Genomic DNA, 17,305 nt, shown 5'->3' on the forward strand with positions numbered 1-17,305 from the left:
GTGTCGCTATTGGATCAAGCCCCGCGTCCTGCCGATCGCGACCGCCTGCGTCCGGTTCTGCGCGCCAAGCTTCGAGTTGATCTTGCGCAGGTGCGACTTCACCGTCAGTTCAGAGACGAACAGCTTTTCCGCTATGACGCGGTTGCGGTGACCGGCCGACAGCATGCGTAGCACGTCGAGTTCACGCGCGGTCAGTGCATCGGCTGCGTCACCCGTGACCGCACGCGGCGAGACCGCGGCGGCTATTTCGGCATCGAGCGGAGCGGGCGCGAACTGCGCCAGCAATCGTTCGACGAAGCCCGGCACGATCCCGAACGACCCGAACCGCCCCTGATGATGCGCGGCCCAGAGCCCGATCAGGTTGCCAAGGTTTTCGCCCTCGTCGAGAAAGGTGCGCATGAAGCCTTCCTGGCTTGCCATGTGCAACGCCTCCGTCAATTCCGCGAACGATTGTTCCTGCTCCCCCATGCCGGCGAGCGCCATCGCGTGCAGCACGCGCAGCTTCAGCACGCGCCAGTGACGCTGCCGGGCGGTGGCCTGTTCCATCGCCTTCACCAGCGTGTCCGCTGCGCTCGCAGGGTTGCCCTGCGCGATGTCGAGCCGGCATTGAGCGATCAAGGAAAGATCGATTTCATTGGCGCGCAAGGAAACGTCGACACATTCCCATTCGCCATGCAGCGCGGCGGAGCGCAACGCCTGCGCGGCGGCGTCGAAGCGGCCTTCCAGGGTCGCGGCCCGCGCCCGTTCCAGCCACGCGGAGCCCCTCATCCGCGCCGAGCCGACTGCACGCCCCAGTTGTTCCAACTCCCCGAGCAGCCGCTGCCAGAGTTCCTTGTCGCCGCGTGCATAAGCGATGCGCGCGCTGGTCAGATGGCAAACGATCAATGTATCCGGAGGGCTGTTGCCCTTCGCGAAGGGCAGCGCGCCAGCCAGAAGGCGATTTGCTTCATCCAGTGAATTGGTCTCGTAAAGCACGAGCGCCCAGGAGACGTCGATGCTCGTCTTGCCGCCCGACATTCCGCCATAAAGATTGCTCCAGTCTCGCCCCGCTGCCGATTCGAGTCGGGCGAGCGCGGTGCCAAGCCGGCCCTGCACCATATCGATGTTGGCCTCGAGCGCCTCCGTGACGGCCCGCATCAGGATGAAGGGATGGTCCTGCGTGCGCTGCAGTGCGCGGGACAACACCCCACGGGCTTCATCGTAGCGATGGGTGCTCACGAGGCTGTACACGAGCGAGTTGGCGAGGCTGCAATACGCAAAGATTGCGTCGGGTCGCAACTGGTCGAGTATCGCCAACCCGGACCGGCGGCATTCGTCGACCTGGTCGTTCATCGCAAACAGCACACAACGGACTGCTTCGGCTTCAACCGCGAAACTGTCGCGATCGGTAGCGCTCTCGTTGTCCGCGAGAATGCGATGCACCGTCTTCATTGCGTCGGCGTATCGCCGGTTGAGCAGCAGCACCCAGGCGTAGGTCAGTCCCGTGCGGGGGCGGCTTGCAAGCACGTCGGCCGGGATCTTGTCGAGCCAGCGCGCCAGCATCCTGATGCGTCCGGCACCCAGCACGGAACCCGTATGCAGCGCGATCTGCTCGAGCGCTTCTTCAGGCCGGCCCGCGTCGAGCAGATGGTCGATGGCAGGCACGGGACGGCCCGCGTCGATGTACCAGCGCGCTGCGGCGGCGTGCAACTGCCGCTCGCGTTCCGGGTTTGCGACATGCAACCGGTGGCGCAGGAAACTGCCGAAAAGCCGGTGATAGCGATACCAGTCGCGCTCGTTATCCAGCGGCACCAGGAACAGATGGGCCCGCTCCAGGTAGTCGAGCATCTCGCGGCTGTCGTCGCGGCCGGTCAACGCGTCGCACAGTGGTGCCGATAGCTGGGTCAGTACGCTCGTGTCCAGCAGAAAGGTGCGGCACGATTCGCTCTGCCTGACGAGGATGTCTTCCGCGAGGAACTCGGCCAGATCGAGATTGGTGCCTGAGAACGATGCGACAAACGACGCATGATCGGAGCGCGTACGCAGCGACAGCGTCGCCAGATAGATCGCCGTGGCCCAGCCCTCGGTGCAGCGATGCAACGTCGCGATTTCGTTGTCGCCGAGCGGCAGTTCGCATTTTTCGCGTATGAACGCGGTGGCCTCGGCGAGCGTGAAGCGCAATGCCGCCGGGTTGATGTCGAGCAATTCGCCGCGCGCACGGATGCGCCCGACGCCAAGTTCCGGCGTGACGCGCGAACCGATGACGAGTGTGCCGCAAGGCGGCAGTGCCTGAATCAGACGCTGCACGAAGCTTAGTACCGGGACGCTCTGGATCGCTTCGAAATCGTCGAGGAGGATCGAGAACGGCCTTGCGCAGGACGCGATGCGTTCCAGAAGGCGATCAGGCAGGCGTCCCGCGGGCCGGGCGACCGTCTCGGGCGTCCCGCTACGCGGAATCGGCAACGCTTCCATGCCGGCCTCCAGATGCATCAGGAAACGCAGCAGATCGTTATCGGCGGCATCGACGCGCAGCCAGACGGCGCTACGCTGCGCGGCGCGGCAGCGCGCGGCGTACTGCTGCATCAACGTGGTCTTGCCGAAGCCTGCTCCGGCGCGGATCAGCACAAGCCGGGCGGTTTGCGCGCCGTACATGGCTTCGACGAGGTGCGGCCGGTCCAGTTGGGTCGGGCTGTCGGCAGGCGGCATCAGTTTCGATGCCAGCACGCCCGGCACACTGTTGTCGTTGCCGATGTCGTCGTCGGCACCAACGATGTTCATGAACGAATGTCTCCAGTCTGCGTCGCTTGAGAGGACGACTATTGCGATTGTTTCACATGCCAATGCCACCGTCGTAGTTCTTTCGAACTATTTGCCACCACGACCAAATTCCTCCGTTCGATGCACGACAGGGGGGGCGGATGGTCCTAAAGTCGGTGCCTGAGGCTGTCTGACGGCGGGCTCGTGCGATGCCATCGTGATGCCCGTGAGCACCCGATTGCACGCCTGCCCGTCACCGCCGGCGAGGGACGATGCCCGCCGGCGCGACGCATACGGCCATAAACCTATTGGATGGATCGGTTGAACAGCGCTTTCAGATGATTTCTTCAGGATCCGACATGAGCAACAAGGTGGTGGTCGCCGGCGTAGGGATGATCCCCTTCAGCAAGCCCGGCGCCAACGACGACTACGCAACGATGGGTGCGCGCGCGGCGCGTGCCGCGCTGGCCGACGCGCGGATCGATTACGCGCTGATCGGGCAGGCCTATGCCGGTTACGTATTCGGCGATTCGGCCTGCGGACAGGCGGCGATCTATGGCGTCGGCCTGACCGGCATTCCTGTCGTCAATGTCAACAACAACGGCGCGACCGGGTCGACGGCGCTCTACCTTGCGCGTCAGGCCGTGGAGAGCGGCGCCGTCGAGTGCGCGATTGCGCTCGGCTTCGAGCAGATGGCACCGGGCGCGCTAAAAGGCGCCTACCCGGACCGTCCGGCACCGATGGAACGCTTCGTCAGGACGATGACGGACGTCCAGGGTATCGACGAAGCGGCACCGCGCGCGGCGCAGCTTTTCGGCGGCGCGGGACGCGAGTACATGAAAGGGTACGACATCAAGCCGGAAACCTTCGGCCTGATCTCCGTGAAGGCGCGTCGGCATGCCGCCAACAATCCGTTCGCGGTGTTCCGCACTCCGCTCACGCTCGAAGAAGTGATGGCTTCGCCGGCGGTGTTCGATCCGCTCACGCGCCTGCAATGCTGCCCGCCGACCTGCGGCGCGGCAGCGGCGATCCTGTGCTCGGAGGCCTTTGCCCGCAGGCATGGCCTCGATACGCGAGTCGCGATCGCCGCGCAATCGATGACCACCGACCGCAACAGTACGTTCGACGAAGGCGACATGCGCAAGGTGGTCGGGTTCGACATGACCCGTGCGGCAGCCGGGCAGGTGTACGAGCGGGCAGGCGTCAGCCCGGCCGATATCGACGTAGTCGAACTGCACGACTGCTTCACCGCCAACGAACTGATCACCTATGAAGGCCTCGGGCTGACACCCGAAGGGACCGCCGAGAAGTTCATTCTCGACGGCGATAACACGTATGGCGGGCGCGTCGTGACCAATCCGTCGGGTGGGCTGTTGTCGAAGGGGCATCCGCTCGGCGCCACCGGTCTCGCGCAATGCGCCGAACTCGTCTGGCAGTTGCGTGGCGATGCGAAGCGGCGCCAGGTCGAAGGCGCGCGGCTCGCGCTTCAGCACAACCTCGGTCTGGGCGGCGCCTGCGTGGTCACGCTGTACGAACGTCAGTAACTACTTGCAATCGGGTTTCGACAAAAAGGACAGGCAGATGGATTTACGCTTTACCGCAGCGGAAGAGGCCTTCCGCGAAGAAGTCAGGGCCTTCGTGCAGGCGCAACTTCCGGCTGATATCCGCGACAAGGTGCTCGGACACCGGCGCATCGAGAAAGAAGACTACGTGCGCTGGCACCGCATTCTTCATGCGCAGGGCTGGGGCGCGCCGAGCTGGCCGAAGGCGTTCGGCGGCACCGGCTGGAACACGCTGCAACGGCTCATCTTCGATATCGAAACAGGGCGGGCGGGCGCGCCGCGTCTCTTGCCGTTCGGCCTCACGATGATCGGACCGGTGTTGATGAAGTACGCAAGCCCCGAACTTCAGGCGCGCTTCCTGCCGCGTATTCCGACCGTGGAAGACTTCTGGTGTCAGGGCTATTCGGAGCCCGGCTCCGGTTCCGATCTGGCTTCGCTCAAGACGCGCGCGGTCAGAAAAGGTGACCGCTATATCGTGAATGGCCAGAAGACCTGGACCACGATGGCGCATCACGCCGACTGGATCTTCTGCCTCGTGCGCACCAACGCAGAAGCGCGGCCGCAGGAAGGCATTTCGATGCTGCTGATCGACATGAAGTCGCCCGGCGTCAGCGTGCGTCCGATCGTGACGCTCGACGGTGGCCACGATGTTAACGAGACGTGGTTCGAAGATGTCGAGGTGCCCGTCGCCAACCTGGTCGGTGAGGAAAATCGCGGCTGGACCTACGCGAAGTATCTGCTCGGGCACGAGCGCACGGGCATTGCCGGAATCGGCCACTGCTACCGCGAACTGCGCCTGTTGAAGCAGTACGCTGCGCAGTCCCCGGACGGCTGCGGAGGCACGATGCTCGACGACGTGCGCATGCGCGACAAGATTGCGCGCGTCGAAATGGATCTGATGGCGCTGGAAATGCTGCTGCTGCGCGTGGCGACGGCCGACGCCGGCAAGGGGCCGGGGCCGGAGGCGTCGATCGTGAAGATCCGCGGCTCGGAAGTCCAGCAGGACATCGCGATGCTGCAGCAGGAGGTCGCGGGGCCGCATGGCTGGCCCTACTCGCCGCAATGGCTCGAGGCGGGCGCCGCGCAGCCGGTCAGCGGGCCGGCCTGGGCGGCACCCGCTGCGTCCACGTATTTCGACATGCGCAAGACGTCGATCTACGGCGGAGCGACCGAAGTGCAGAAAAACATCATCTCCAAGATGATCCTCGGGTTCTAGGAAACAGACATGGATTTCACTTACAGCGAAGAGCAGCAGATGCTCGCGGACAGTCTGCGCCGTTTTGTCGACACCGAATACACCTTTGCAAAGCGTCGCACGCGCGCCCGCGAAGGCGCGAGCTTCGACCCCCAAATCTGGACGATGCTGGCGGACATGGGCGTGATCGGCCTCACCGTGCCGGATGGTTACGGCGGCTTCGGAGAGGGTCCCGCGAGCCGGCTCGTCGTGCAGCGCGAACTGGGACGCGCATTGGTGCATGAACCGGTCATTCCGGCCGGCGTCATCGCGGCAGAAGTGCTGAGCGCGTTCGGCAGCCCGGCGCAGAAGGACACCTGGTTGCTCGCCATCGCAAGCGGCAAACGCATTGTGACCGCCGCCTGGCTCGAACCGGGTACGCGTTACCGGCCGGAAGGCGCGCGCACGGTCGCCCGGCGCACGCCGGCCGGCTATGTGCTGACTGGCGTCAAGTCGCTCGTATGGCACGGCGAAGCGGCCGATGCATTCCTGTTGACGGCGAAGATCGACGGCGGCGACGACATCGGGCTTTTCATCGTGCCACGCGATTCGGCGGGCCTGACCGTCACGGGTTATCCGACCATGGACGGGCAGCGTGCCGCAGACCTGAAGCTGGAAGGCGTGGCACTCGGCGAAGACGCCGTCGTCGGCGCGCCGGGCAACGGGCTCGACGCGCTCTCGCACGGCCTCGATCACGGCATCGCCGCGATGTGCGCGGAGGCGGCGGGCGCGATGGAAAAGCTGATCGAGATCACGGCGGAATATCTGCGCACGCGTCGTCAGTTCGGCCAGCCGCTGGGCGCATTTCAGGCGCTGCAGCATCGCATGGCCGACATGCTGGTGCAAAAGGAACTGGCGTTGTCGATGGCCTATGTCGCGGCGCAGGCGCTCGATGAAAGCGATCCGGCGCAGCGCCGCCGCATGCTGTCCGCCGCCAAGGTCACGGTCGCGAAAGCAGGGCGCTTTGTCGGCCAGCAGGCGGTGCAGTTGCACGGCGGCATGGGCATGACGGACGAACTGGAGGTGGGCGACTACCTGAAGCGGTTGACGATGTTCGATCCCCTCCTCGGCGACAGCGACTACCATGTGGCGCGCTATGCCGGGACCCTGCAAGACTGAACCCGCGATACGCCGCACCGCATCGCCGGACATCGCACAGGCGTTGTCCGGCGATGCCTGGCGTCCGGTTCGCACAAGGTAGTCGACCATGCTGTGGACGCACGACTTTTCCTCGACCCGTGCCGCCCCCCACCGCACGAACAGCCTGTCACGCTCACGAAGCGCGGCAGGGTGGCGCGAGCCGCTGAGGCTTTACAACCTGCGCCTGCCCTTCGTCGTTCGCGTCACCGCGCGGCGGGGCGAACACCGGCTCGCGAGTGCCCGGCGCTCGGGCATTCTGATTGAAGGCGCGTCGCTGGTCGTGCCAGCGTACCGGGTACTGCACTACGAGGGCGCGACGATCACCGACGCGCGAGCAGGGCACGAACTGCATCTGCATATCGACGATGATTCGCCGAATGCGGCGATTCGCGTAACCGATGGTGCGGCGCCGTCGCTGCGTCATTGCGATACCGATCAGGCGCTGTCGATCCGGCTGGCCCGTGCCGTGTTCCTGAACCCGGCCGCGGACTGGTCGTCGGGTCGAATGGCAGAGCACGCTGGCATGACGCCTCGCGAACTCAGCACACAACTTTTTCGCGAAGGCAGCGCGCTCACGGCGATCGTGCGGGAGCAGCGGCTGATGCGCGCGCTCCTTGCACTGCTTGCGCCGCCGCCCGCGCAAGCGGACCTGAAGCGTCTTGCCGTGCAGGCGGGCTTTGCATCGTTCGCGCGGTTCGACGCAACGGCTTCACGGCACTTCAGATGCAGCCCGGCGAAACTGGCAAAGCTCGCCTGGTGTCCTGCATTGACGTGGTCAACGGCGTCCGCGTCGTGGCCGTCCGATGGCATGAGCAATGCGGCCACGCCGGAAGGGGCAGGGTCGTTCCGCCACTTGATCCAGAGAGGTCACTTCGATGACAACGATAAAGGTTTCGGTTGAAAGGGGCGTCGCGACGCTGGTGCTCGACAATCCCGCCCGCAAAAACGCAATCAGCTCGGCCATGCTGCGCGAACTGGACGACGCCTTGCAGGCGCTACGTCGGGATGAGTCTGTCAGGGCGCTCGTGCTGACCGGCGCCGGGAGTGACTTCTGTGCCGGCGGCGATGTTTCCTCGATGCATAGCGGAATCGATGCAGTCACGACGCGTGCGCGTATGGTCGACAGCCATCGCGTGATCCGTGCGCTCGCCGACTTCGATCGTCCCGTCATCGCAGCGGTCGATGGCGTCGCCTACGGCGCCGGTTTTGGACTCGCGCTGCTGGCCGATTTTGTCGTGGCATCGGAGCGCACGCGCTTTTGCCTCGCTTTTTCCCGCATTGGACTCGTGCCGGATTTCGGCGTGGCCTACACGCTGCCACGCATGGTCGGCATGCAAAGAGCCCGCGAGCTGATCTATTCCGCGCGGGAGGTCTCCGGTGCCGAGGCGCTCGATCTCGGTCTGGTGCTGGAAGTGCACCCGCCGGAGCGGGTTGCGCCTCGCGCACGGGAGCTGGCCGAGGCGCTGGCTTCGCTGTCGCCGGACGGCTTTGCGATGACGAAGCGGCTGCTGGCCCGAACCCTGGAGCTTGACCTGGCTTCGCTGCTGGATGCCGAAGCGAACGCACAGGCCGTTGCAATGACCACTCCGTATTTGAGAGACGCCACCGGGCGATTCATGCGCAAGGAAGCGCTGGCGTTCCAGTGGCCGAAGCCGTAGTTCGTTAGGACGATGCAAATCGTCATTCACGTTCCTCCCTTCGGACCACGACGCATGTTTATGGTGGGCCTACGGTATGGGTAACGGCAAACAGCAATGACCAGTCGTGCGATCCGCACTGCGCATGAGCGCTGCGCGCTTTGGCCCGCCTGGCACAAAGAGGGTGGCCCGTGATGGGCGGTGCCTGACAGCCGACATCGAGTGCGCCGGTTACGTTGATACTTACCTATGGAAAGCGCGGCATGAAGCAATCAGGAAACGGGAAAGACTCGGCGTCGAACGCGATTGAATTCGACTATGTCGTCGTGGGCGCAGGCTCGGCCGGGTGCGCGATCGCATCGCGACTGGCGGAAGATCCGGGCGTGACGGTGGTGTTGCTGGAGGCCGGTCCCACCGATCACCACTACACCGTATCGGCACCGATTGGCATTGCGGTGACGGCGGTGCGCGCGGGGCCGCGCAATTACGGCTACTACAGCGTGCCGCAAGCGGCAATGAACGGCCGGCGCTCCTGGCAGCCGCGCGGTCGCGGTCTCGGCGGCAGTTCTTCGATCAACGGCATGGTCTACATCCGGGGCCATCGCAAGGACTATGACGACTGGGCAGCGGCCGGTTGTGACGGCTGGAGCTACCGCGATGTGCTGCCGTATTTCCGCCGTAGCGAATGTCATGAGCTGCATGCCGGCACCGATGACAATCCGTGGCACGGCGGCGAAGGCCCGCTGCATGTGAGCGAACTGCGCTCGCCCAACCCGTTTTCCCGGCGCTTCATCCAGGCCGCGCAGCAGGCCGGTTTTCCGTTCAACCACGACTTCAACGGCGAGAAGCAGGATGGCGTCGGGCTGTACCAGGTGACGCAGCACAACGGAGAGCGCTGGAATACGGCGCGCGCTTTCCTGCACGGCGGCGATGTGCGCGATACCCGCCTGAATGGCGGCCGGAGCCACCTCACCGTGCTGACCGACACCCAGGCGCTCAAGATTGTGTTCGAAGGCAAGCGTGCCCGCGGCGTATCGGTCGTGCGCGACGGCGTCATGCAGACGGTGCGGGCGAGGCGCGAAGTCGTGCTCTGCGCCGGGGCGTTCAACTCGCCGCAACTGTTGATGGCTTCGGGTGTCGGGCCAGCGGCCCATCTGCGCGAACTGGGTATCGAGGTCGTGCGTGACCTTCCTGGCGTCGGACAGAATCTGCAGGATCACCTCGACATCGTCGTCAACAAGCAGCTTCACTCGACGGACTTGTTCGGCCGTTCGCTGCCGGGTGCGTTGCGTCTCATCCGCGAGATTCACCGGTACCGACGGCATCGCACGGGCATGATCACGTCGAATCTCGCGGAGGCGGGCGGCTTTGTCAAAAGCCGCGCAGAACTCGACGTACCCGATCTGCAGTTGCATTTCGTGCCGGCCTTGCTTGGCGATCGCGGCAGCAAGAAGCGCCCGCGCGGCCACGGTTACTCATGTCACGTATGCGTGTTGCGTCCCCATAGCCGCGGGGAAGTGCGTCTGCGATCGCCCGACTTGCGCGACGCTCCGCTGATCGATCCGCGCTTTCTGTCCGACGAACGGGACCTCGACGGTCTGGTGGATGGCGTGCGGATCGTGCGGCGCATCTTCGCGCAGCGCTCGCTTGACGGAATGGGCGGCCGCGAACTTTCCACCGGCGATTTTGGCGACGACGATACCAACGAGGATGCGATTCGAAGCTTTATCCGAAGCCATGCGGATACGGTCTTCCATCCCGTCGGGACCTGCAGCATGGGGACAGGCTCGACGGCGGTCGTCGACCCTGCGTTGCGCGTGCGCGGCGTAGAGGGACTGCGGGTGGTCGATGCGTCGGTGATGCCGACACTGATCGGAGGGAACACGAACGCACCGTCGATCATGATCGCCGAAAAGGCCGCGGACATGATGCGCCATGCGCGGACGGACGCAAGGGCTGCTGCGACCGTCTGAAGCGGTCAGTCAACACAGGAAGGAAGCGCACGCTTCGGACGCAACGGCGCGTCGCAAAGGTCGCGCCGAGGCGCGCAAAGTCATGCCGGCAGAACAGACAGACCTGCTCGCCGACACGCTTTCGAACGCCTCGCACGCTCAGTGTCCGCTGCTCCATCCATTCGGCCGCCGGTTCCCATGCGTCAACCGGCGGGCTGTACCTTGCAGCCGGTTCTCCGGCAGCACAGCAATGAGACCGTATCCGCCATTGAGCGGAAATTAAAAGAGGAGACATGCGTGGATTTCAGGCATTTCAGCAAGTGCATTTGCAGCGCTACCCTGGTTGTCTCGGCAGGCGCCGCGATGGCCGACACGAACGTGACGCTTTACGGCGTCGTCGATGTGTTCGGTCAGTACCTGAACAATGGCGGGACCCATTCCTTTTCCGAGCGTAGCGGGGGGTCGACGGGTTCGTTGTTCGGCTTCAAGGGCAACGAAGATCTCGGCGGCGGCCTCAAGGCGAACTTCGTCCTTGAAAATGGCTTTAACGTCAACAATGGGACAGCCTTCGCCGACACGACGGCGATGTTCTATCGCCAGGCATGGGTGGGCCTCTCGCACGACGACTACGGCTCAGTGAGCTTCGGCCGTCAATATCAGCCGAGCTTCCGGGTCATCTATCCGACTGACCCATTCCGGGCCAACGAAATCCTGTCGCCGCTCGCGGCGGCGGTGCTGGCGATCGATCGCAACACGCTCGCAACGCAATACGCGGCCGGGCGGACCAGCAATTCGATCGTGTACCAGTCGCCCAACCTGCGCGGGGTGCAGTTCGGTGCGATGTACGGGTTCGCCGCGACGGTGACGCAACCGCTGCCTTCCACGACCGGTAACATGCTGGATCTCGGCTTGTCGTACTCGGGCTACGGGTTTTATGCAGGTCTCGCCTATCAGAACCAGCACGCGGGAGTGGAAACGTTCCCCGGATTGCCCGCCAGGCTGAATCTGCTCGCAACGGAACACTTCATCGGCGCGCTCGCGTACCGGCTCGGCATCGTGAACTTCCAGTTCAATTATTCGTATAACCGTCCGAAGGATGCGCCGGCAGGGTCGGTCGCCGCGCTGCTCGGGGCGGGGCATTCGCATAGCATTGCAGAGCTGGGCGCGACGATTCAGGCCACGCCGGCGGACGTCGTCGAAATCGCGGCATTCGAGCGTAATGTGCGCGGTGCGCACGACAACACGCCGGGAATCCAGATTGGCTACGATCACAATCTCTCCAAGCGCACCAGTCTCTACGCACGGGCCGGATACATGAAGAACAACGGCAGTGCGACCATGAGCTGGCCGGGCGTCGCCGTGACCGAGCCCGACGCGTCGCAGACCCTCGTCGTGGTGGGCATGACGCACCGCTTCTGATCGCGGCTCATGCAGATCGCGGCCCGACCGGGTCGGGCCGCGGTGCAGGGTGTCTGCCTGATCCGTCTCGTTCATTCTCCTGTGACGATCCCAATCTGGCGCTACGCCACACCGATTTTCCGTCTCCCATTCTGAGGAATCCAGTCAATGTCACGCCCACCCAAACCCATCATCCGCTCCGACATCGCGTACAGCACGCCGGACCGCATCGTCGTACGCGGCAAGGATCTGCCCAATGAGATCCTCGGCCATATGAACCTCGGCGATTTTGCATTGTTGCAGTTGACCGGCAACACGCCGACGCGCGAGCAGTCCGCGATGTTCAACGCAATCCTGATCACCCTCGTCGAGCACGGCATGACCCCGAGCGCGATTGCCGCTCGCATGACGTATGCCGGCGCGCCGGAGTCGCTGCAGGCCGCGGTCGCCGCTGGCCTGTGCGGGCTCGGCTCGGTGTTCGTCGGCAGCATGGAAGGGGCTGCACGCATGCTGTCCGAGGCATTGCCGAAGCCCGCCGAAGACGCTGACCTTGAACAGATCGCACGCGATACCGTTGCCGCGTATCGTGCGCGTGGCGCAACCATTCCGGGCCTCGGGCACCCGCTGCACAAGCCGGTTGATCCGCGCACGCCGCGCCTCTTTCAGCTCGCAGCGGAGAACGGCATGGCGGGCAACTACGTCCGGTTGATGAAGCTCATCGGTGCGGAAGCGGAGCGCGTTTCCGGCAAGTCGCTGCCCATCAATGCGACGGGCGCGGCGGGCGCGATCTGTTGCGAGTTCGGATTTCCGTGGACCATCGTGCGCGGTTTCGGCGTCATGGCACGGGCGATCGGGCTCGTGGGGCATCTGATGGAAGAAGCGCAAAAGCCGATGGCCGTCGAGATCTGGCAGCGCATCGAGGACGAGGCATCGGCGCACCTGCGCGGAGACGTGCGAGCGGATGCCGTGCGCCGCAGCGCCTGAGCGCGCATCGAGCGATGCCTGAAGGAAGTGTGGCTGATCGCGCCGCAGTCAGTGGCGCGGTCTGCATGCGCGGGCCTTCCGAAATGAGCGCGACGATGTCACGCTCGTTGCTTCCGGTTTCCAGAGCGGCTAGCTGCTACTCAGACGGTAGCCCGCGGTCATCCCCACGTCGTAGGCTGTTTCGAGGGCCCGTGCGAGACGTTCCACGTTCACGACGCGAAAATCCGTCGTCACCTTTCCGGTCGGCTCCAGCGTTTCGATGCCGAGGCTTTCGCTGGCGATCAATGTCAGCAAATCGAAGCGTGCATCGTTCAGGGTATCGAACATTTTTGTGCTCCCATCGACCCTCAAGGTCGGACTCAAAGGAATGACTCTCATCTGATGCAGAAGTCTCCGGGCGCACCTGGATGACGGCGGCGCCCTGGTTTCTTCGGGCTTCCGCGGTGAAGCGGAGGCGCGCTCAACGTCTTAGCGCGTGATCATCGAGTTCACGATCTTCCGCGCGTCTTCCGTAAACGGCGGGCGCGTCAGGTCTGGCGCGTTCACGGTCCGGTACACGGCCTTTGCGTGACTGAAGGTCAGGAAGCCTTCGCGTCCGTGGTAAGCGCCCATCCCGCTGTGCCCCACGCCGCCGAAAGGCAGGCTCTCGACGCTCGCATGCCGGACCACGTCGTTGATCGTCACGCCGCCCGAGCAGGTGCGCTCGAGCACCAGCGATTCCTCGGCGGCGTCCTCGCCGAAATAGTAGAGACCGAGCGGACGCGGACGGGCGTTGATGAAAGCGACCACTTCGGCCATCGTCTTGTACGGCTTGACCGGCAACAGCGGCCCGAAAATCTCGTCCTGCATGACCGTCAGTTCATCGCCGGGATCACGCAGCAGGGTCGGCGCCATCTTGCGATGCGGCTGGTCACTGAAATCTTCGCCAACGGGATTCAGTTCGATCAATTCGACGCCTGCGGCGCGGGCCTCGTCGAGATATCCGTGCAAGCGCTGAAAATGTCGCGCGTTGATCACCGACGTGTAGTCCGGATTGTCCCTGAGCGTCGGGAACATCTTGGAGACCGCTTCCCTTGCGGCGTCGATGAAGGCGTCAACCGATTCCTCCGGCACGAACACATAGTCGGGCGCCAGACACACCTGCCCGGCATTGAGCAGCTTTCCCGCGAGGATCTTGCTCACCGCGCCCTTGAAGTCAGCCGAGCGCGAGACGATGGCCGGAGACTTGCCGCCCAGCTCCAGCGTCACGGGAACCAGATGCTCGGCGGCGGCGCGCAACACGTGCTTGCCGATGCTGGTCGCGCCGGTAAACAGCAGGCGATCGAACGGCTGGCTGCAAAACGTCTGGCCGACCTCCGGGCCGCCCGTGATCACCGCAACTTCATCTTCCGCGAACACTGACGGAAATATCCGCGCCATCAGCGCGGACGTTTCCGGATTGAATTCCGAGACTTTGATCATCACCCGGTTGCCGGCGGCGAGCGCGCCCGCCAGACCGGCGAACACCATGTTCACCGGAAAGTTCCAGGCGGTCAGAATCCCGACCACGCCGAGCGGCTGATACTGCACCCAGGCGTCGCCGCGCTGACTCGGGCGCGGTTCCGCTTTCATCCACTCCGCGATCTGTGTCCGGGTGTGCTTCAGGGTAGCGATGGGGGACAGCACGTCGACGATTCTTGAAAAGTCGCGACTCCGGTGACCGAAGTCCGCCGCCAGGGTCTCGACGATTGCCTGTTCGTGATCCACCAGCAGGCCGATGGCGCGGTCGATCAGTTCGCAGCGTTGTGCGGCGCTCCACGGCTCGCCGGCGAGGCTGGCGAGGCGCTGCCGGGTCAGGATGTCGTGGATCTGGGCACGGGAGTCGTTTTCAATCGTGCGCATGGTATTTCCCTCTGGCTGTTTTCGAATCAAGGGGCGTAGCGCCCCGGGCTTGCGCTGACGGGTTCCGCCACGCCTTGTGCATAAGCTACGATGCACCGGGACGCCGGCACCTCCCCGAAACGGGGAGGTGCCCGGGCAGGCGCCCCCTGGTTGGTCAGGGTTTCGTCGGCATGTTTCTGCCGCGCCTCACCGATCTACTCGATCCCTTTTGTGCCAGCGCATCCGATCCCCCCCAAACCGGGTAGGGAGGGCGCCTGCCTGCGCGACCATCATCGTCCTGTTGCATCGTCGTACCCCATCAATGGCGGCCAGCCAACACAGACAGGATCGGGAGAGTCGTTCAATGGAAGTGAATCGCACCGTTTTCCGCGAGGATCACGAAATGCTGCGCGAGAGCGCGCGTCGCTTTTTTGACCGCGAATGCGTGCCGCGCCAGGCGGCGTGGGACGAAGCGGGGCGTGTCGACCGCGAAACCTGGCTGAAGGCGGGCCGCGAGGGCCTGTTGTGCGTCGCCATCCCGACCGAATACGGCGGCGGCGGCGGGGATTTCGGGCATTCGGCCGTCGTGCTGGAGGAAATGCACCGCGCCGGCATCTCGGGCGCAGGATTTTCCCTGCATTCCGACATCATCGCGCCGTACGTCAATCGCCTCGGCACCGAGGAACAGAAGCGGCGCTGGCTTCCCGGCATTTGCGCGGGCGAAACCATTCTCGCGGTTGGCATCACAGAGCCGGGTGGGGGTTCCGATGTGAAGGCGTGCCGCACCACGGCCGTGCGCGATGGCGACGAGTTCGTCATCAATGGGAGCAAGACGTTTATTTCGAACGGCATGAGCGCCGACATGATCATGCTGGTCTGCAAGACCGATCCGCCTGCCGGCGCGAAGGGCGTGAGCCTGATCATGGTCGAGACGGATCGTGCCGGGTTCCGTCGTGGCCGCAAGCTCCAGAAGGTCGGTCAGCCCGCAGCGGACACCGCCGAGCTGTTCTTCGACGATGTGCGCGTGCCCATCGGCAACCTGCTGGGTGAATTGAATCAGGGCTTCGGCTATCTGATGCAGGAGCTTGCCCAGGAGCGCCTGATCATTGCGCTGTACGCAGCGGCGGCGCTCGAGCGCCTGCTTGGCATCACGCTCGACTACGTGAAGGATCGCAAGGCGTTCAACCAGACGGTGTGGGATTTCCAGAACACGAAATTCAAGCTTGCCGATGTCAAGGCGCATTCGGTGGCGTTGCGCACGATGGTGGACTACTACCTCGGCGAACACATGCGCCGCAAGCTGACCGTGAACGAGGCGGCCATTGCGAAGATGCATGCCACGGAAACGCTGTGGAAGTGCATCGACGACATGGTTCAGCTGCATGGCGGCTATGGCTACATGCTGGAGTATCCGATTGCGCGCGCATTCACCGACTACCGCGTATCGCGCGTGGTGGGCGGTGCGAACGAAGTGATGCGTGAGCTGATCGCGCGAAAGCTATAGAGCAGTGAACTACGGCGGCTGCCGATCGTTTGCAGGCCGGCGGTCACACCCTTTCACATCAAAGGAAGCGAAATGAGCGAGAAGGTACTGGTTGGCGGCGTCGGGATGATCCCGTTCTCGAAGCCCGGTGCAAGCCCGAGCTACACCGACATGGGCGCCGATGCGGTGCGCCGCGCGCTGGCTGACGCCGGCATTGGCTATGAACTGGTGCAGCAGGCTTATGTCGGCTATGTGTATGGCGATTCGACCTGCGGCCAGACCGCGCTGTACGAAGTGGGCATGACGGGCATTCCCGTCGTCAACGTCAACAACAATTGCTCGACCGGCTCGACCGCGCTCTATATGGCGCGCCAGGCCGTCGCGCTGGGCGATGCCGATTGCGTGCTGGCACTCGGTTTCGAGCAGATGCAGGCGGGCGCGCTGAAGTCGCACTGGGATGACCGCCCGCCCACGCGGGCGCGCTTTCAGCCGGTGGTGCAGCAGCTCACGGGCGATGTCGAAGGCCTGCCCAACGCGCTGCGCAGCTTTGGCGGCGCCGGTCGCGAACACATGCAGAAGTACGGCACGAAGATGGAAGCCTTTGCGGCGATCCGGGCCAAGGCCAGCCGTCACGCCTCGAACAATCCGCTGGCGCTGTTCAAGAACGTCGTCTCGACTGAAGACGTCATGAACGACAAGGTGATGTGGCCGGGCGTGATGACGCGTCTGATGGCTTGCCCGCCGACCTGCGGCGCCGCTGCCGCGCTGATCGTGTCGGAGCGCTTCGCGAAGAAGCACAACCTGCGCACCGACGTGCAGATCCTCGCCCAGGCCATGACGACCGACCCGGTCGAATCGTTCGATCCGCCTTCGATGATCGCCTACGTGGGCGGTTACATGGCGCGTGCCGCTGCGAAAAAGGTCTACGAACAGGCCGGCGTGGGTCCGGAAGACATCAAGGTTTGTGAATTGCACGACTGCTTCGCCCATAACGAACTGTTGACCTACGAGGCGCTCGGCTCTTGCCCGACCGGCGAGGCCGAGAAATTCATCATGGACGGCGACAACACGTATGGGGGCAAGGTCGTGACCAATCCGTCGGGCGGCCTGTTGTCCAAGGGCCACCCGCTTGGCGCCACCGGTCTCGCACAGTGCTACGAGTTGACGAATCAACTGCGCGGCACCGCCGACAAGCGTCAGGTGGAAGGCGCGAAGCTGGCGCTTCAGCACAACCTGGGTCTGGGCGGCGCGTGCGTCGTCACGCTGTACGGCAAGAACTGAAATCGAAGCGGAAGCATCGGCGCTGCCGCTTGAACCTT

General features: G+C 64.3%; 13 protein-coding genes. 10 read left to right on the forward strand and 3 right to left on the reverse strand.

The window, feature by feature from the left end:
- Positions 1-6: 6 nt before the first annotated feature.
- Positions 7-2,757, reverse strand: coding sequence for a winged helix-turn-helix domain-containing protein (locus AWB68_RS01390; protein ID WP_087642580.1), 2,751 nt, complete (start codon positions 2,755-2,757; stop codon positions 7-9).
- A 338-nt stretch (positions 2,758-3,095) separates the two neighbouring features.
- Between AWB68_RS01390 and AWB68_RS01395 the strand changes: the two genes are divergently transcribed.
- The 8 genes from AWB68_RS01395 (at position 3,096) to AWB68_RS01430 (ending at position 12,643) form a co-directional block, all read left to right on the forward strand.
- Positions 3,096-4,280: a lipid-transfer protein gene (locus tag AWB68_RS01395; protein WP_087642581.1), complete on the forward strand. Its 1,185-nt coding sequence runs from the start codon at positions 3,096-3,098 to the stop codon at positions 4,278-4,280.
- 37 nt (positions 4,281-4,317) lie between these two features.
- The gene (locus tag AWB68_RS01400; RefSeq protein ID WP_087642582.1) at positions 4,318-5,514 is read left to right on the forward strand and encodes an acyl-CoA dehydrogenase family protein; all 1,197 of its coding nucleotides are present in this window, start codon (positions 4,318-4,320) and stop codon (positions 5,512-5,514) included.
- Between the two features lie 9 nt (positions 5,515-5,523).
- On the forward strand, positions 5,524-6,651 hold the full coding sequence (locus tag AWB68_RS01405; RefSeq protein WP_087642583.1) for an acyl-CoA dehydrogenase family protein: 1,128 nt from the start codon (positions 5,524-5,526) through the stop codon (positions 6,649-6,651).
- 88 nt (positions 6,652-6,739) lie between these two features.
- Positions 6,740-7,573, forward strand: a complete 834-nt coding sequence (locus AWB68_RS01410) for a helix-turn-helix domain-containing protein (RefSeq protein ID WP_087642584.1) — start codon at positions 6,740-6,742, stop codon at positions 7,571-7,573.
- Positions 7,548-8,330 (forward strand): enoyl-CoA hydratase/isomerase family protein, encoded by a 783-nt coding sequence (locus tag AWB68_RS01415; RefSeq protein WP_087642585.1) that lies wholly within the window; start codon positions 7,548-7,550, stop codon positions 8,328-8,330. Before AWB68_RS01410 ends, AWB68_RS01415 begins: the two co-directional genes overlap by 26 nt.
- A 242-nt stretch (positions 8,331-8,572) precedes the next feature.
- A complete protein-coding gene (locus tag AWB68_RS01420; protein WP_087642586.1) occupies positions 8,573-10,282 on the forward strand; it encodes a GMC family oxidoreductase in 1,710 nt (569 codons plus the stop codon).
- Between the two features lie 276 nt (positions 10,283-10,558).
- Positions 10,559-11,680, forward strand: coding sequence for a porin (locus tag AWB68_RS01425; protein WP_268810907.1), 1,122 nt, complete (start codon positions 10,559-10,561; stop codon positions 11,678-11,680).
- 147 nt (positions 11,681-11,827) lie between these two features.
- On the forward strand, positions 11,828-12,643 hold the full coding sequence (locus AWB68_RS01430; RefSeq protein WP_087642588.1) for a citryl-CoA lyase: 816 nt from the start codon (positions 11,828-11,830) through the stop codon (positions 12,641-12,643).
- 129 nt (positions 12,644-12,772) lie between these two features.
- On the opposite strand, the gene AWB68_RS01435 is transcribed toward AWB68_RS01430, so the two are convergent.
- Entirely contained in the window at positions 12,773-12,970 is a 198-nt protein-coding gene (locus AWB68_RS01435; protein ID WP_087642589.1) for a DUF6900 domain-containing protein, read from the reverse strand.
- A gap of 141 nt (positions 12,971-13,111) precedes the next feature.
- Complete coding sequence (locus tag AWB68_RS01440) at positions 13,112-14,524, reverse strand: coniferyl aldehyde dehydrogenase (RefSeq protein WP_087642590.1); 1,413 nt, start codon at positions 14,522-14,524, stop codon at positions 13,112-13,114.
- 343 nt (positions 14,525-14,867) lie between these two features.
- Here AWB68_RS01440 and AWB68_RS01445 point away from each other — a divergent pair, with 343 nt between their 5' ends.
- Both AWB68_RS01445 and AWB68_RS01450 read left to right on the forward strand, forming a co-directional pair.
- A complete protein-coding gene (locus AWB68_RS01445; protein ID WP_087642591.1) occupies positions 14,868-16,007 on the forward strand; it encodes an acyl-CoA dehydrogenase family protein in 1,140 nt (379 codons plus the stop codon).
- Between the two features lie 72 nt (positions 16,008-16,079).
- Positions 16,080-17,267 carry a lipid-transfer protein gene (locus AWB68_RS01450; protein ID WP_087642592.1) on the forward strand — a complete coding sequence of 396 codons (1,188 nt, stop codon included), beginning with the start codon at positions 16,080-16,082 and terminating at the stop codon, positions 17,265-17,267.
- The last annotated feature ends 38 nt before the right edge of the window (positions 17,268-17,305 follow it).

This window comes from Caballeronia choica (genome assembly GCF_001544535.1).
Lineage (GTDB): Bacteria > Pseudomonadota > Gammaproteobacteria > Burkholderiales > Burkholderiaceae > Caballeronia > Caballeronia choica.

Excerpts from the sequence above, each read along its gene's own strand:
- AWB68_RS01420 (WP_087642586.1), top strand. The coding sequence starts at position 8,573 with ATGAAGCAATCAGGAAACGGGAAAGACTCGGCGTCGAACGCGATTGAA.
- AWB68_RS01415 (WP_087642585.1), top strand. The coding sequence starts at position 7,548 with ATGACAACGATAAAGGTTTCGGTTGAAAGGGGCGTCGCGACGCTGGTG.
- AWB68_RS01400 (WP_087642582.1), top strand. The coding sequence starts at position 4,318 with ATGGATTTACGCTTTACCGCAGCGGAAGAGGCCTTCCGCGAAGAAGTC.
- AWB68_RS01440 (WP_087642590.1), bottom strand. The coding sequence starts at position 14,524 with ATGCGCACGATTGAAAACGACTCCCGTGCCCAGATCCACGACATCCTG.
- AWB68_RS01395 (WP_087642581.1), top strand. The coding sequence starts at position 3,096 with ATGAGCAACAAGGTGGTGGTCGCCGGCGTAGGGATGATCCCCTTCAGC.
- AWB68_RS01430 (WP_087642588.1), top strand. The coding sequence starts at position 11,828 with ATGTCACGCCCACCCAAACCCATCATCCGCTCCGACATCGCGTACAGC.
- AWB68_RS01405 (WP_087642583.1), top strand. The coding sequence starts at position 5,524 with ATGGATTTCACTTACAGCGAAGAGCAGCAGATGCTCGCGGACAGTCTG.
- AWB68_RS01435 (WP_087642589.1), bottom strand. The coding sequence starts at position 12,970 with ATGTTCGATACCCTGAACGATGCACGCTTCGATTTGCTGACATTGATC.
- AWB68_RS01445 (WP_087642591.1), top strand. The coding sequence starts at position 14,868 with ATGGAAGTGAATCGCACCGTTTTCCGCGAGGATCACGAAATGCTGCGC.
- AWB68_RS01450 (WP_087642592.1), top strand. The coding sequence starts at position 16,080 with ATGAGCGAGAAGGTACTGGTTGGCGGCGTCGGGATGATCCCGTTCTCG.
- AWB68_RS01390 (WP_087642580.1), bottom strand. The coding sequence starts at position 2,757 with ATGAACATCGTTGGTGCCGACGACGACATCGGCAACGACAACAGTGTG.
- AWB68_RS01410 (WP_087642584.1), top strand. The coding sequence starts at position 6,740 with ATGCTGTGGACGCACGACTTTTCCTCGACCCGTGCCGCCCCCCACCGC.